General features: G+C 44.1%; 10 protein-coding genes and 1 tRNA gene. 7 read left to right on the forward strand and 4 right to left on the reverse strand.

Going from position 1 to position 15609, the window contains the following annotated elements; genetic code table 11:
* Window positions 1-127 precede the first annotated feature (127 nt).
* Both HXY43_RS22465 and HXY43_RS22470 read left to right on the forward strand, forming a co-directional pair.
* Window positions 128-1255 carry a D-alanine--D-alanine ligase family protein gene (locus HXY43_RS22465; RefSeq protein WP_290888028.1) on the forward strand — a complete coding sequence of 376 codons (1128 nt, stop codon included), beginning with the start codon at window positions 128-130 and terminating at the stop codon, window positions 1253-1255.
* A 187-nt stretch (window positions 1256-1442) separates the two neighbouring features.
* Window positions 1443-2099 (forward strand): hypothetical protein, encoded by a 657-nt coding sequence (locus HXY43_RS22470; RefSeq protein ID WP_026735406.1) that lies wholly within the window; start codon window positions 1443-1445, stop codon window positions 2097-2099.
* A gap of 319 nt (window positions 2100-2418) precedes the next feature.
* On the opposite strand, the gene HXY43_RS22475 is transcribed toward HXY43_RS22470, so the two are convergent.
* Window positions 2419-2492: transfer RNA gene (locus HXY43_RS22475), tRNA-Pro, on the reverse strand.
* Window positions 2493-2666: 174 nt separating this feature from the next.
* On the opposite strand from HXY43_RS22475, the gene lipA reads away from it, so the two are divergent.
* The 4 genes from lipA to HXY43_RS22495 all read left to right on the forward strand — a co-directional run bounded on the left by lipA (window position 2667) and on the right by HXY43_RS22495 (window position 7237).
* A complete protein-coding gene (gene lipA / locus HXY43_RS22480; RefSeq protein ID WP_026735408.1) occupies window positions 2667-3539 on the forward strand; it encodes a lipoyl synthase in 873 nt (290 codons plus the stop codon).
* Between the two features lie 117 nt (window positions 3540-3656).
* Complete coding sequence (locus HXY43_RS22485) at window positions 3657-4586, forward strand: NAD(P)H-dependent glycerol-3-phosphate dehydrogenase (protein ID WP_290888035.1); 930 nt, start codon at window positions 3657-3659, stop codon at window positions 4584-4586.
* Window positions 4587-5193: 607 nt separating this feature from the next.
* Entirely contained in the window at window positions 5194-6444 is a 1251-nt protein-coding gene (gene sigC / locus HXY43_RS22490; RefSeq protein ID WP_290888037.1) for an RNA polymerase sigma factor SigC, read from the forward strand.
* Between the two features lie 337 nt (window positions 6445-6781).
* The gene (locus HXY43_RS22495) at window positions 6782-7237 is read left to right on the forward strand and encodes a Fur family transcriptional regulator (RefSeq protein WP_290888040.1); all 456 of its coding nucleotides are present in this window, start codon (window positions 6782-6784) and stop codon (window positions 7235-7237) included.
* 100 nt (window positions 7238-7337) lie between these two features.
* Here the strand turns inward: HXY43_RS22495 and HXY43_RS22500 are convergent, their stop codons facing one another.
* Entirely contained in the window at window positions 7338-8489 is a 1152-nt protein-coding gene (locus HXY43_RS22500; RefSeq protein WP_026735412.1) for a peptidoglycan-binding protein, read from the reverse strand.
* Window positions 8490-8521: 32 nt separating this feature from the next.
* Window positions 8522-12601: a cobaltochelatase subunit CobN gene (gene cobN, locus HXY43_RS22505; RefSeq protein ID WP_290888043.1), complete on the reverse strand. Its 4080-nt coding sequence runs from the start codon at window positions 12599-12601 to the stop codon at window positions 8522-8524.
* Between the two features lie 91 nt (window positions 12602-12692).
* On the opposite strand from cobN, the gene HXY43_RS22510 reads away from it, so the two are divergent.
* Window positions 12693-14876: a GAF domain-containing sensor histidine kinase gene (locus tag HXY43_RS22510; RefSeq protein ID WP_290888046.1), complete on the forward strand. Its 2184-nt coding sequence runs from the start codon at window positions 12693-12695 to the stop codon at window positions 14874-14876.
* Window positions 14877-14936: 60 nt separating this feature from the next.
* Here HXY43_RS22510 and HXY43_RS22515 read toward each other — a convergent pair.
* A partial coding sequence (locus HXY43_RS22515) for a hypothetical protein (protein ID WP_290888049.1) occupies window positions 14937-15609 on the reverse strand: 673 nt, incomplete at its 5' end.

Raw genomic sequence — 15609 nt, forward strand, 5'->3', positions numbered from 1 at the left:
GAAATTTTCAGCCCAATCGCATTCATCATTCATAATTTTCACCTATCCCCGATCCCTGATACCGATTCCCCATTCCCCAACATGTTGTGATACGCTATCTGCATTTAAGGTGTGGAGGTATGTTCAAATGACAAAGCTGCGGGTAGGGTTGCTGTTCGGTGGTTGTTCAGGAGAACATGAAGTATCGATCAGTTCAGCACGGGCGATCGCCAAAGCTTTGAGTTCAGGGCAAAATGCTAGCAAGTACGAAATCTTGCCTTTCTACATCCAAAAAGATGGATGCTGGCTGGCAGGGAAAGTGCCGCAACAAGTTTTAGAATCAGGAAAGCCGCTGCAACTACCTAACTCTGCCTCCGATCCTCAATCAAATAGTAATAGTTCGCAGTTATCAGTTACAGATACCCAATCTCTGAGTCGTTGGCAATCTCCCTCGCAAGTTGGGGAAGTGGAAGTTTGGTTTCCGATTCTCCACGGTCCTAACGGTGAAGATGGTACAATTCAAGGCTTGCTGACTTTGATGCAAGTGCCTTTTGTTGGCTCTGGGGTATTGGGTTCGGCACTGGGAATGGATAAAATTGCCATGAAAATGGCTTTTGCCCAAGCTGGACTGCCGCAAGTAAAATACAAGGTGGTGAATCGTTCCCAAATTTGGTCAAATCCTTGTATTTTTCCGAAACTGTGCGATGAAATTGAAGCAACTTTGGATTATCCCTGCTTTGTCAAACCTGCAAATTTAGGTTCATCGGTAGGAATTGCCAAAGTGCGATCGCGGCAAGAATTAGAAGCAGCGTTGGATAATGCTGCTAGTTACGATCGCCGCATTATTATCGAAGCTGGAGTTGTAGCCCGAGAATTGGAATGTGCTGTTTTAGGCAACGACCAACCTAAAGCTTCTGTGGTCGGTGAAATTACTTACAAAAGTGATTTTTACGACTATGAAACTAAATATACAGAGGGTAAAGCAGATTTAGTCATACCTGCACCAGTACCTGATATTGTTACCCGTCAAATTCAAGAAATGGCTTTGCAAGCTTTTGCAGCCGTTGATGCTGCTGGATTAGCCAGGGTAGACTTTTTCTACGTGAAAGCCACAGGTGAAGTATTGATTAATGAAATCAATACTCTACCGGGTTTTACAGCGACGAGTATGTATCCTCTACTCTGGGATCGTAGTGGTGTCTCCTTTCCAGAATTAGTTGACCAATTGATTCAATTGGCTGTTGAAAGATACTCTTCACCAGAAGTCATGGAATAGGAATACTTATTTTCCCAATCGCACTGATTGAAGTAATAAAAGATACTATTTTTTAGAGAAAATGTCGGATTGAGTAGCCTCAACTTTATAAAATGGCTACCGATAACCGAGATTCTACTACGGATACGCGATCGCTGACTCCTCCAGTACAATCAAGGAGATGAGGGGTAAAAATCTGAAAGTAGTCATGGAAAATACTCAGAGTGTACAGCAGTCATCGGAAGTGCAAGCATCCGCAACTGAAACTGTAACAAATAAGTCTAAACTACAAATAAGTGAAAACTCTCTGATACACCTGTTTGCAAAATGTCCTTGGCTATTTTTAGGTGGGCTGCTAACACTTTTTCTCAGTAGTGGTACTGTTGCCCTATACAGTCTTGGTCACGTAGGGCGTGTAGAACGTAAAGAACCAGAATTTATACAACATGTAGATTTAGATTCATCCATTCCTACACCTTCTGAAACTACAAATGTAGCCAATAGTTCCATCCCTTTGTGGATGGTGGGTGCGATCGTCATGAGTTGTGCGAGTGGATGCTTTATAGTAGTTAAGCTGCTTAATTATCCAGTCTGGCAAAAAAAAGTTCACAAAAAATTTAACCGCCATCAATCATACATAAAAGGACGCCGTCACCAAAAACAAGAACCGCGTCCTCCTAAAAACTTGCCAAATTTTATACCGCCTTCACTTCCCAAATCCTCTACTACCAAGCCAGAACAATCACAACCAGTAATAACAGTTTTGCCACCAGAAGAAAATTTCAATAAGGACAATAAAGAATCTTTAGCAAGCATGATGGATATTCGCAAAAAAACTTCTTTATCTGCGCTTTTACGCGAGTAGGGAAACTCTATCAGCAAATTGCTTGCTACATTAGCAGTCTCTGAAGGGCGATCGCCCATATCTTTTCATCACTCGACGACAAGATCGAACTGAACCAACAGATGAACCGCACGCTGGAAGCACAAGCAAGGGCTATTTTTAAATCCTGATGAGAAACCGAAACCCTCGCTCATTGCCTTGCTGCCCCTTGTATTCTTCCAATGCCTGTTGTTCACTCAGCTAATCACGCTCGCTAATTTCAGCCCAATTGAATACCAGTCTTTGGAACATTAATTCTTTAAAACTGGACAATAATTCTTTAATGTACAACAAAATTAAATCGGGATGACTGGATTCGAACCAGCGGCCCCTTCGTCCCGAACGAAGTGCGCTACCAAGCTGCGCTACATCCCGGCACTATCATTGCCACTATATATAGAAATTATCACAAACTTTGATAAATTTCAAATGAAGGCTACGCTAAGCACTAGAGTAAAGGTTAGAGAAGGGATTTTCCTTCATACTTCAGCCTTTGTCGGAACCTTGCTAACATTAACTTTAATAAGTTGAAAGTGGTGATAGCAAATTGTGATTGTTAAGCCAGACTGGTTACGAGTAAAAGCACCTCAGTGGGAGCGTGTTGGTAATGTTAAAGAAATTTTACGGGATTTAGCCCTGAATACTGTTTGCGAGGAAGCGTCCTGTCCGAATATTGGTGAGTGCTTCAATGCTGGTACAGCAACGTTTTTGATTATGGGGCCAGCTTGTACGCGTGCCTGTCCATACTGCGATATTGACTTTGAGAAAAAACCCAAACCCCTAGACCCTACCGAACCCCCACGACTGGCAGAAGCTGTGCGTCGCATGAAACTAAATCATGTGGTGATCACTTCTGTAAACCGAGATGACTTGCCAGATGGGGGTGCGTTGCAGTTTAGCCGTTGTATAGAAGCAATTCGCACTATCTCACCCAAAACCACTATCGAAGTATTAATTCCTGACCTGTGCGGTAACTGGGAAGCGCTGGAGTTAATTCTCCAAGCCCAACCAGAAGTTCTTAACCATAATACGGAAACAGTTCTGCGTTTGTATCGCCGCGTCCGTCCTCAAGGCAATTACGATCGCACACTGGAATTACTAAAGCGATCGCGTCAACTTGCGCCTTCTATTTATACTAAATCCGGTATCATGGTCGGGCTGGGCGAAACTGATGAGGAGATTCGCCAAGTCATGCGAGATTTACGCGCAGTAGATTGTGATATTTTGACGATTGGACAATATCTCCAACCCACTCAAAAACACTTAAAAGTAGATCAGTTTATCCACCCAGACCAATTTGCTGCTTGGAAGTCATTCGGAGAAGAATTAGGATTCTTACAAGTTGTCTCTTCACCCTTGACAAGAAGCTCATATCATGCTGAACAAGTCAGGGAATTGATGCAGCGTTATCCCCGCAAATGAGGATGGGGAGATGGGGAAATTGGGAATAGGTGAAAATGATGAATGCTGAATGCTGAAAATTTCATAATTCATAATTCATAATTCATAATTTTTATCTTGACCCTTGACTCTTGACAAATGACAAATCCAAAATCAGTAGTAATTCTGGGTGCGGGTGCTTGGGGAAGTGCTTTGGCAACTGTGGCGACAGCCAACGACCATCAAGTACGCCTGTGGTCGCGCCGGGGTTCGGAAACTTTGGCAGCAGTGCTAGAAGGTGCAGATATTATTCTGTCAGCTGTTTCGATGAAGGGTGTTAGAGACGTTATCTCTCAAGTACAGTCTTTACCCTTTTCTCAAGAAATAATTTTTGTCACAGCGACGAAAGGCCTAGATCTCCAGACAACCTGCACACCATCGCAAATTTGGCAAGAAGCTTTCCCCAAAAATCCAGTAGTTGTCCTTTCAGGTCCAAATTTATCTCAAGAAATTCAACAGGAATTACCAGCTGCAACGGTAGTGGCCAGCAGTATCACCAGTGCTGCTGAGGTTGTGCAGTTGGTGTTTTCTTCCAATCGTTTTCGGGTTTATACCAATGCCGATCCCTTGGGAGTGGAACTGGGGGGAACGTTGAAAAACGTAATTGCGATCGCTGCTGGTGTATGTGATGGCTTGCAGTTAGGAACCAATGCCAAAGCTGCTTTAGTCACCCGTGGTCTAACAGAAATGGTTCGCATCGGTGTCCATTGGGGTGCAAAGCCGGAAACATTCTATGGTTTATCTGGTTTAGGCGATTTGCTTGCTACTTGCAATAGTCCTTTGAGTCGCAATTACCAAGTTGGCTACCAACTCGCTTGTGGCAAAACCCTCACAGAAATTCTCGCTCACTTACAAGGAACTGCTGAAGGAATTAACACCGCTGAGGTTTTGATGGTGAGATCCAAGCAGCAAAACATTTCCATGCCTATTACCGAACAACTGTATCGCTTACTCCAAGGTGAAATCACTCCTCGACAGGCGCTTGAGGAACTGATGCTACGAGATATTAAGCCGGAATATAACTACTAAATTTGTTAGTAGTTAGTGGTTAGTGGTTAGTAGTTGTCCTTCCCACTAACCACTAACTACTATCCACTAACCCTTACCAATTCCCAACAAACCCTGACGAAAAATTGTCAAACCTTCAGGAAATTACCTGCATAGCTATGTAGATATGACTATGCTGTGATAAACAAGTTTTCCACTGAATATATGTTTATACCACGTTACAAAAGTAACGGTCAAGATAAATCAAAGTTCAAATCTTGACCAAGAGGTTTGCGATTTCTAGTCTGGCTTTGCCTTTGAATAGCTATTGGTTCAATTGGGAGAGAAGCCGAGCAGCTGAGTTTTGGAGATGTAATAAATGAAACCGGTAGGCTTTTTTTCAAAAAAACCTATAAGGTCACCGTAAACCGTGTTAGTTCTTCGTAAATCACGGGAACAATAGCAACAGTTGATTAGCTGACCCTTCGGGTACTTTACGAGAAGCCGCCCGGGGGCGTCTACGCAGTCGCCTACGGAGGGAAAACAGCAGTTCCTTTATGCCGGGGAACCCGTCCACCGGACTGCCTCCCCTCCTGCAGCGCTGACTCACCGTAATCTATTGTTACCTGGAGCCATTGAGACGATCCTTATGCCAGCAACATCTTTTTACGCAGATGCCGCCTACGAATCCCAACAATCCCCCCAAATGTTCGACCCGGATTTGACACTCGATGAAACTGCACTGCCAGTAGACGATCTGGAAGAGTTGGAGATGGTTTCTTCCGACCCTACTAGCTTTGCTGTTGGTGCGAACCGTCGCAGCACAGACTTGGTACGTCTATATCTTCAGGAAATTGGTCGGGTTCGGCTGTTAGGGCGGGATGAAGAGGTTTCAGAAGCTCAAAAAGTTCAGCGCTACTTGCGGATGCGGATAGTTTTGTCTAATGCTGCCAAGCAAGGAGATGAAATACTCATACCCTATCTACGGGTAATTGAAATTCAGGAGCGTCTGGCATCGGAACTGGGACATCGTCCTTCTATAGAACGGTGGGCTCGTGCTGCTGGTGTAGACGTGTTCGAGCTCAAGCAAATTTTAGGACAGGGAAAACGGCGCTGGGCTGAAATTGCCAAGTTGACTGTGGAGGAACTGGAAAAAATTCAAAGTGATGGACTCCAGTCCAAAGAACACATGATTAAGGCAAACCTCCGTCTAGTTGTATCTGTTGCTAAGAAGTATCAAAATCGCGGTTTGGAATTGTTAGATCTAGTCCAAGAAGGTACTCTGGGCTTGGAGCGAGCAGTAGAGAAATTTGACCCAACCAAAGGTTATCGCTTCAGCACTTACGCTTACTGGTGGATTCGTCAAGGAATCACGCGGGCGATCGCTACTTCTAGCCGCACAATTCGCTTACCTGTTCACATTACAGAAAAGCTGAACAAAATCAAAAAAGCTCAACGTAAAATTGCCCAAGAAAAAGGTCGCACTCCGACTCTTGAAGATCTGGCACAAGAGTTAGAAATGACACCTGCCCAAGTACGGGAAGTATTATTAAGAGTGCCTCGCTCTGTTTCTTTGGAAACCAAAGTTGGTAAAGATAAAGACACAGAGTTAGGTGAATTGCTTGAAACAGACGGCGTTACACCAGAGGATATGTTAATGCGAGAATCTTTACAAAGAGACTTGCAGAATCTTTTGGCAGATTTAACAAGCCGCGAACGAGATGTAATTCTGATGAGGTTTGGACTAGCAGATGGTCATCCTTACTCGCTGGCAGAAATCGGACGTGCTCTTGACCTATCACGGGAACGAGTACGCCAAATTGAATCCAAAGCACTGCAAAAGCTACGCCAACCGAAGCGGCGCAACCTGATCCGTGACTATTTGGAGTCTCTTAGTTAGTCAATGGTTCATTGTTGATTGTTGATGGTTGTTAGTTAGTGGTGCTTCCAAACAACTAACAACTAACAACCAACAACCAACTATTTTTGATCCCCGTTCTTAAAGCCTCTCATTAACTTATGGCAAATTATTTGCATCTATATAGAACTGTAACTGAAACGCAGCTTTATTTAGGAGTTTTTCAGTACGGGGATCGCACTCATATTTATTTCCGATCAATCTTTCATAACTTGTCCCATAGCATTTAGCAAATATTCGCAATAAGCAACCTTTGTTGCAAATTACCCTCAAGTTTTGCTATATTCTCAGCTGACAGGGTTTGTTGAGAAAAATTAGTATGACGGTCTATACAGCAACTTCACTCAAGGCAGAACTTAACGAACGCGGCTGGCGATTAACTCCCCAGCGAGAAACAATTCTACACATTTTTCAGGATCTTCCGCAAGGTGAACATCTCAGTGCTGAGGATTTGTATCATCGGCTAGAAGCTGATGGTGAAGGAATCAGCCTGTCAACTATTTATCGCACTCTCAAGTTGATGGCACGGATGGGAATTTTGCGAGAACTAGAACTGGGAGAGGGCCATAAACATTATGAATTGAACCAGCCCTATCCCCATCATCACCATCATCTGATTTGCGTAAGGTGCAACACGACTATAGAGTTCAAAAACGACTCTATTTTAAAAATTGGTGCGAAAACTGCCCAAAAAGAAGGCTATCAACTTCTTGATTGCCAGCTAACAATCCATGCGATTTGTCCTAAGTGCCAACGGGCATTGATGCCAATTTAGCACCTGGGTTGTTAATTAGGGCAGGTGCTGACATTGACTTATACAGGGGAAACTTTGAGTAATTTTCAGTTGGCTGTGAGCATATACAGGCAAGCGGATGCTAGAAGCTTCCGCTTCTCACGTCACTGAGGCTGATGCCATAAAATTCTTGAGCTTGTTTAATAGCTCGCTTGGTATCATCCCCCATCACCCCATTTAGAGGTCCTTTATAAAAGCCGCGCGTCTGTAGTCGCCTTTGAATCTCCAGAGTATTAAATTCGCTTTTGGAAGTAGAGTTCACTACACTGTGCAATTTGGCTCGGGTAGTTGGGCCTGCAACACCACTTACTGTCAAGGAATTATCAGCTTGAAACCGCTGTACAGCCTCTGCGGTGTAGGGCCCGTAGTAGCCATTTGGCTCTCCCTGTAAATATCCGGCTTTAATTAGCTGTTCCTGAAGAACTCTGACAGCTTCACCGCGATCGCCTTCGCTGAGATTATCTACATTTTTAACTTTTTTGGGTGTTTCGTCTCCATAACCAACGCCAACTCCTGGTAATTTGCGGAGTGTTGCTGGCCCAACAATACCGTCAACGTCTAAATTGTAAGCTTCTTGAAATCGCTTCACAGATTCTTCGGTAATTGGACCAAATATTCCCGTAGCTTTACCGTAATAATAACCTGCTATTCGTAACCGTTCTTGTAAAGTTCTGACTGCTTCGCCTTCATCACCTTTCCGCAATAAATTGGAACTACGGCGTTTAGTAGTTGCAGTCTTCACAGTACTGCTTGTTCGAGTTTGAGTACTGACAGTACTGAGTTTTGGAGTTTGGGTACTCGCAGTACTGGTTTTTTTGCCTTGACGACTTACTGTACCTTGCTGCCAGTTATCTAATTTTTGTAGGGTGGTTGATCCTGCGACACCATTCACTTTTAAGCCAGCAGATCTTTGAAAGCGCCGAACAGCAGCTTCAGTATCAAAGTCATAGACTTGTGTAATGGGAGCTTCATAAAAGCCTGCATTTTTTAATCGTTGTTGCAAGTAGCGAACAGAAGGGCCTTGATCTCCTCTTTCTAGTGCAAAAGCACTACCAACAATACTCAGAATAGATAATGCCAGAACAAGGGGGAGCATATGCTTCCAAGCCTTGCCAGAAAGACGTCTCCACTCAGGTGCTGGTGCATTCTTTAATAAAGAACTGAAGGAAATCAATTCACTGGATGGAGATTCTTCGTATGCAAAAGCTACGTGCAAATACGCAAGATTGTCCATAGATTTTTCCTACACCACTTTAATACATCAGGTTATTTTTGTTCTATTATCGCTTCGGCTTGATGAACTAAGTTTCTCAAACGTTCTAGTGTCAGTATACTTGCATTTTCCCATAAACCGCGTTTGTTTGCTTCCAATAATCTCTCAGCAATATCACGCAGTGCATGGGGGTTTTTACTCTGGATAAATTCACTGACAGCGGCATCGAATAAGTACGCCTGTGCTATTCCCTCATACATGTGATCTTCCACACATTTGGTTGTGACATCATAGGCAAATAAATAATCTACCGTAGCCGCCATTTCAAATGCACCTTTATAACCATGGCGCATAACTCCTGCTATCCATTTAGGATTTACTACGCGAGAACGAAACACTCTTGCGATTTCTTCTTTTAGTCGGCGGACTCGCGGTTTAGCACCTAATGAATTATCACCAAAATAAGTTTGGGGATTTTGTCCCTGTACAGAACGTACTGCCGCTGTTAAACCACCTTGAAATTGATAGTAATCATCGGAATCGAGTATGTCGTGTTCGCGATTGTCTTGATTATGCAGCACAACTTGCATCTGCGCTAGACGTTGCTCAAAAGCTTCAGGAGCAGAAATTCCCTGTAGGGAGGAGTGGGGGACTGGGGGACTGGGGGAGTGGGGGAGTGGGGAAGTGGAAGAATTGTTGCGATCATTCCCCTCTTCTCTCTTTCTCCCTCTCTCTCCCTCACCCCCTCTTCTTGAGGTGTAGGCGTAGCAACTCCAGTTAATGTAGGCGCGTGCTAAATCCTGGTCATCTATCCAGTTTTGCGATTCAATTAAGCCTTGTAATCCAGCACCGTAAGCACCTGGTTTAGAACCAAAGATCCGATAGCGCGATCGCACTTGTGCTTCTTCTAAACTCAAACCTTGTCTTGTCCAAAAATCTGTTTCTTGATGAACTTGCGCTGCTAAAGGATTTTGTTCTGGTGGTTCGTTCAACGCCGCCACTGCTACCACTGCTTGGTCAAATAAATCTATCAAATTAGGAAAAGCATCTCGAAAAAACCCAGATATCCGTAATGTCACATCCACACGGGGCCGTCCCAAAATTGACAGCGGCAAAATTTCAAAATCCACTACTCGCCGTGCTGCACCATCCCAAACAGGCTGCACACCCAGCAAAGCCAAAGCTTCGGCAATATCATCACCACCAGTCCGCATTGTGGCTGTTCCCCACATGGATAATCCCAGTGTTTTTGGATACTCCCCATGCTCTTGAGTATAGCATTCTATTAGAGTTTCAGCTGCTTTTCTGCCAACATCCCAAGCTGTTTCTGTAGGAATAGCGCGAATATCGACAGAGTAAAAATTATTCCCAGTAGGCAAAACCTCCGGACGCCCCCGCGTAGGCGCGCCAGCAGGGCCACTGGGAACATACCTACCGTCCAGTCCACGCAGCAAGTGAGTTATTTCTTGGTGGGTTTGTTGCAAACAAGGAAGGAGGTGGGAGTGTATCCAGTGGAGGATAGAGGAGGTGGGGAGATGGGGTGTAGACGCCTTCCGGGCGGCTTCCCGTAGGGTAGGGGTGATGGGGGGAGTGATGAGATTTTCTACGAGTTTAGCGGCGTGTGTTTCTAAAACTTCAACTGCGTCGCCGATAGTGTAACAGGTACGCTGAAATTTTTCCAGTAGAATCTTACAGCTGTTAGCTGATAGCTGAGTGCTGAAATCTGCTGTCAAGGGGTCAAAATCTAAGCTTAAATCTTGAGCTATGGCACGGGTAATCCCGATATGATGGCGATTGGGATGACGGGCGATCGCTACAATTAAATCTCGTAATTGCCTTCCGGTTGGACATTGCCCAAAAATGTGCAAACCATCGCGGATTTGAGCTTCTTTCAACTCACAAAGATAACCGTCTATTTTGGTAATTGGTAATTGGTCATTGGTAATTGGTTTCCCTATTCCCCCAACCCTATTCCCGATTTCCAAATCACAGTGAAGATTTTCTTTAACAACCAGTTCTCGAATGCGATCGCAAATTACAGGCAAACGTTGTGGATCTAAACTTTCTGCTTCATAATACTCATCAATTAAATTTTCCAACTGTTGCAAAGCACCGTATAGTTCTGCACGAGTCAACGGCGGCGTCAGGTGATCCACAATTACCGCTTGGGCGCGACGTTTAGCTTGTGAACCCTCACCAGGATCGTTGACAATAAACGGATACAAATGTGGCAGCGCCTCCAAAGCCACTTCTGGATAACAACTACTCGATAAAGCCACACTTTTACCTGGTAGCCATTCAAGATTTCCATGTTTGCCTACATGAATAACAGCATCCGCGCCGAAACATTTCCTCACCCAGTAATAAAAAGCTAAATAAGCATGGGTTGGTTCCAAATCTGGCGCATGATAATTCAAACTGGGGTCAATATCATAGCCACGCGCAGGCTGAATTCCCACGAAGATGTTACCGAGTTGAATACCGGGAATGGGGAAAAAGTGGGGGAGAGGGCAAGGGGGAGAGGGGGGAAAATTATAATTATTTTCTTTCTCTATTTCTTCCTTCGTGTCCTTCGTGTCTTTGTGGTTCGTTTCAAAAACACTTCCCCATCTTTCGCAAATACCTTTTTGCACACCTTCCGGCAAAGAAGCGAAATACTCCTGATACTCCTGGGTAGAAACACTTTGCCACACCGGACGCAACTCCCTACCTTCTGGATCGTTCGTTACCCCAGCAGCAAGACGTTGTATTAATTCGTCACTAGTATTAGGCATGTCTTCCACCTCATACCCAGCGTCAGATAAAGCTTTGATAATTTCCACGCAACTAGCTGGAGTATCCAAACCTACACCATTGGCAATACGCCCATCGCGGGTGGGGTAATTAGCCAAAATTAGAGCTACGCGCCGTTCTTGGGGCGGCTTAGAACGCAGGCGTACCCAATTAGCTGCTAGTTCGGCGACAAACTCAATGCGATCGCGCACGGGTTCATAAACCACCACATCAGTTTCTAATTGAGGATGCCGATTTTGCACAGCCTTAAAAGACACAGCCCGACTAATAATCCGTCCATCGACTTCTGGCAGTGCCACATTCATCGCGATATCGCGGGGTGCAAGCCCCTGAAACTGGGACTGCCAGTGTTCCAAAGATCCGCCACAGAGGATCACCTGCAATACAGGCACATCCAACTTTTGCCACAGATCGATTTGAGGTACTTCTGTTTCCAATCGTGCTAGAGAAAAACTGGTTGTATTCAGCAGCAAGGCAATTTGGTTTGAGTCTTTAGGTTGGAAAAACTCGCTCAACTCTTGTTGGACATCGATTTCACGTAACGAAGAAACAAAAACTGGTACTGGTTCTAAATTTCGCTGTGCCAAGGCTTGACACAAAGCATTGATTACCTTCGTGTTTCCCGCCAGATAATGGGCACGGTAGAAGAGGATGCCGACTTTAGGGGATTGGGGAACTCGGGGCCCCCACAACCGCAGGGAGTGGGGATTAGGGGCAATGGGGATTGGTTTTCTGAGCGATGCCCATTGCCCATTGCCCGATGCCCGATGCCCGATGCCCGATGCCCCTTGCCAAGGATACAAACCGACACGTGGAACTGACTTGGGAGGTGGTGGATTAAACGAAGTCAACAGGCAAGTATCGGCGATAAATTCCAAAGCATTGACGATATTTTCTACACCACCCTCACTGAAATAACGCCATATTTGGTTAACAGTACTTAAGGGTAAAGTAGAGTGAGAGATTAAATCAGGATCGAGAGCATCATCTCCTGGCATTACAATTAGGGTTGTACCATTACGTTGCACAATTTCCTGGACTACTTCTAACCCATAGGCCCAGTAGGAACGCCCTCCTAGCAAGCGCAAAACAATTACTTGGGCAAGCTCTAAAACTTGCTCAGCATAAGTATCAATGCTAATTTGATGCTGCAAGTTCAATAGGTTAGCAACTCTAAACTCAGGAAATGTTGCGCTTAAGTGGGGAACCGCAGCTGCGAGAGTTTGAATATCGGTATCAGCAGCCGTAAGTAGTACAAACGGAGCTGGAGTTTGTTCTATAAAACTTACACCTTCTGACTGAGGGTTCCAACCTCCTGAGGTGGTACTAATACGATGCATATTTCTGTATTAACGTCTTAAACTGTTGGTTAGAAGAAAATAAAAAGTTATTGAGCAACTGCATCCAGCCTCTCTTAAATAATTTTTGAACATGCTTAATTCTTCCGACTTGAGCTTTTCTCGCACCTTGCCTACAAATGTATTTAATCAACTTGGTGAATTGTTAGAGCAAATGGCTCAAGCAGTGGGAAGTGAATCTATGGTTCTCACAGAAGCTGTGTTGACGCAGTTTAGCGTCCCAGATGAATGGCAAAAGCAAAAGTTTACGATTGTCATTTCTCAGGGGTTTAGTGCGCTATTAGTGGGTAAATCAGAGGAAATGACGGAGTTTGTAGAGTCGGGAAAGCAAAGAAAAATTCTCTACTCTACGCCAGTCACAGGCCAATCTCATCAACTTTGGGAAACCCCGCACGCGATTGAGGAGGAAACTCATACACAGCAAAGGCAGTTTCCTGACTCAAAGCTGAATGTGCATTTGACATTCGATTCTCAGGCGATCGCCTCCTTTACAGTGAAATTGCAGGAATTATTCGGATGTGATTCTCAGCAATACCACAAAATTGAACATTATCGTCAAATTCTCGCTCCTAATGATGTTAAACTCCAAAGTCAATTCACGTTGTTATTGTTAGAAGTTCTCCTACCACAGATTAACCAGGAGATCGCAGAACCACAACAAGTCTCAACAACTCCTGATGTTTCTGTTTGTAAACCAGTAGAAGATGCCCTCACAAAACAACTTGCTCAAGAGCGGCTGTTAAATCAGGTAACAACTCAGATCCGCCAAAGTCTGGATTTGTCGGTAATTATGGTGACAGCAATTGAGCAGGTACAGAAGTTTTTGGAATTAGATCGATTAGTCATCTGTAAGCTAATTCATCCACAAGAAGTAGAGCTTTTTGATCGCTCTGAGAGATTTAACCCTCAAAGTAATTTATCTGTCAAGTTATATCCTCCAGAAAATTTACCTAGCGATTATGTAACATTCCAATTTAGAGAGCAAAATCAGCAATCACCAAATAATGAGGCGTTTAGTCTGAGAATTCCCAATTTTGGTGAAGTTAATAATCATACCCTTGGGTTTTCATCTTCATCCAGCTTAGTACAACATTCGAGTTGTATTATTTACGAATCCCGCGCTAAGGATGACATCCCCTCGGTGTTAAATTATCAAGAAGACCATTGCTTTGCGCCTAATTCCCCATGTTGGGAAAAATATCGCCAAGGCTTTACTGTCGCTGTGGATGATGTCGAAAAAACTTATGCTTTGGAAGAGTGTTTTTTGAGTTTTTTAAGGAATATCAAAGTCCGGGCTAAGTTCGTAGCGCCAATTGTGTTTGAAGACGAACTTTGGGGGCTATTAATTGCTCATCAGTGCCATACTCCACGCCATTGGACTGAGAATGAAAAAAGCTTGCTGACTTCTATTGCCGAACAATTAGCGATCGCCATTCACCAAGCTGAGTTAACGCGATCGCTCACCCAAGAAAAACAAAGTCTTGAGCAACGAGTGATTGAGCGCACAATGGCACTGCATGACGCTTTAGTTGCTGCTGAAGCCGCTAGTCGCCTCAGAAGTGAATTTTTAGCTACCATTAGTCATGAATTGCTCACGCCTTTGACTCACGTAATAGGTATGTCTTCAACTTTACTGCGTTGGTCTTTTGGAGAGTTAAATCAGCGACAGCGAGAATACCTGCAAACCATCCACAATAGTGGAGAACATCTTTTAGAAATGATTAATGACATTCTGGATTTATCACAGATAGAAGCAGGTAAGGCAGTTTTAAATATTACAGAATTTTCTTTGGCAGAAATAGCCAAAAAGACAGTTGCATCGCTGCTAGAAAAAGCAACAAGTCAGCAAGTCAATCTCAAGCTAGATTTACTTATAGATCAACAACGCGATCGCTTTAGTGCTGATGTCAGACGAGTCGAGCAGATATTGTGGAATCTACTAACTAATGCGATAAAATTCACACCAGAAGGTGGTAACGTCACTTTACGGTTGTGGGTGGAAGACGATACAGCTGTGTTTCAAATCGAAGATACTGGTATTGGCATTCCTCAAGAGCAGTTACCACTACTATTTGAAAAATTTCACCAACTCGATACACCCTATCGTCGCCGTTACGAAGGTACTGGGCTAGGTTTGGCGTTAACTAAACAACTTGTGGAACTGCATCGGGGTCGAATTGAGGTAGAATCGACCGTAGGTGTTGGCTCAGTTTTTACCGTTTGGCTACCAATTCAGCCGGAACCAGTTTTTAGTTAGTTGTTGGTGGTTGGTGGTTAGTAGTTAGTAGTTAGTGGTTATTCTCCTCATCTCCCCATATTACGCTCGTCGTTTAAAAATCACCATCTCAGTACCAATAACTGGGTTACGGGCTACTAACCTATTTTGAGAGTCGGTAATTTCTAGATGGGTAAAGTCTAATTCTTGAGAACGTTGGAGAATCTCTGCTGCTAGTTTGTCTTGTTGAGATTCTTTAAGGGTGTACCAATCATCACTAATTTTAATATTTAGACTGCTAGTGAGAAAGTTTGCTTGTATCGATTGTATGAGTCCAGAGGCAAAGCGATCGCTAATTTCTGCTACTTGATTTTCAATCGTTGCAATCAAAGTTTGTTCTGGTGTTAACACGAGAGTTGGTGTTGGTGTCGGCGTAGGAGTGATTTCTGGTTCTGGTTCTTCTTGCGGTGGCGGTGGGGTGATTTCCTCTGGTGGGGTGGGTTCTTCTGCAATTGGTGGTGGCGTTTCTGGTGGAGTAGTTACGCTTGGTGGAGGCGCTTCTTCAGGAGGGGCTACTTCTGGAGTGGGGGAAATGGAGGGAGTAGGGGGAGGGGGAGCAGTGGCGATTTCAGTAGGTTTGCTAGTCAAAACAGTAGAAGTTGTCCAAACCAGAATCACGGCAAAAACTGCAATAATTCCCGTCAAAGCTGTATCTGACAACTTTGCTGATAAATTTGCTGGCAAAAAAGAGCGAATATTGGCTAACAGTAGAGAC

Source organism: Fischerella sp., from assembly GCF_013388695.1.
In the GTDB taxonomy this organism is placed as follows: Bacteria; Cyanobacteriota; Cyanobacteriia; order Cyanobacteriales; family Nostocaceae; genus PCC9605.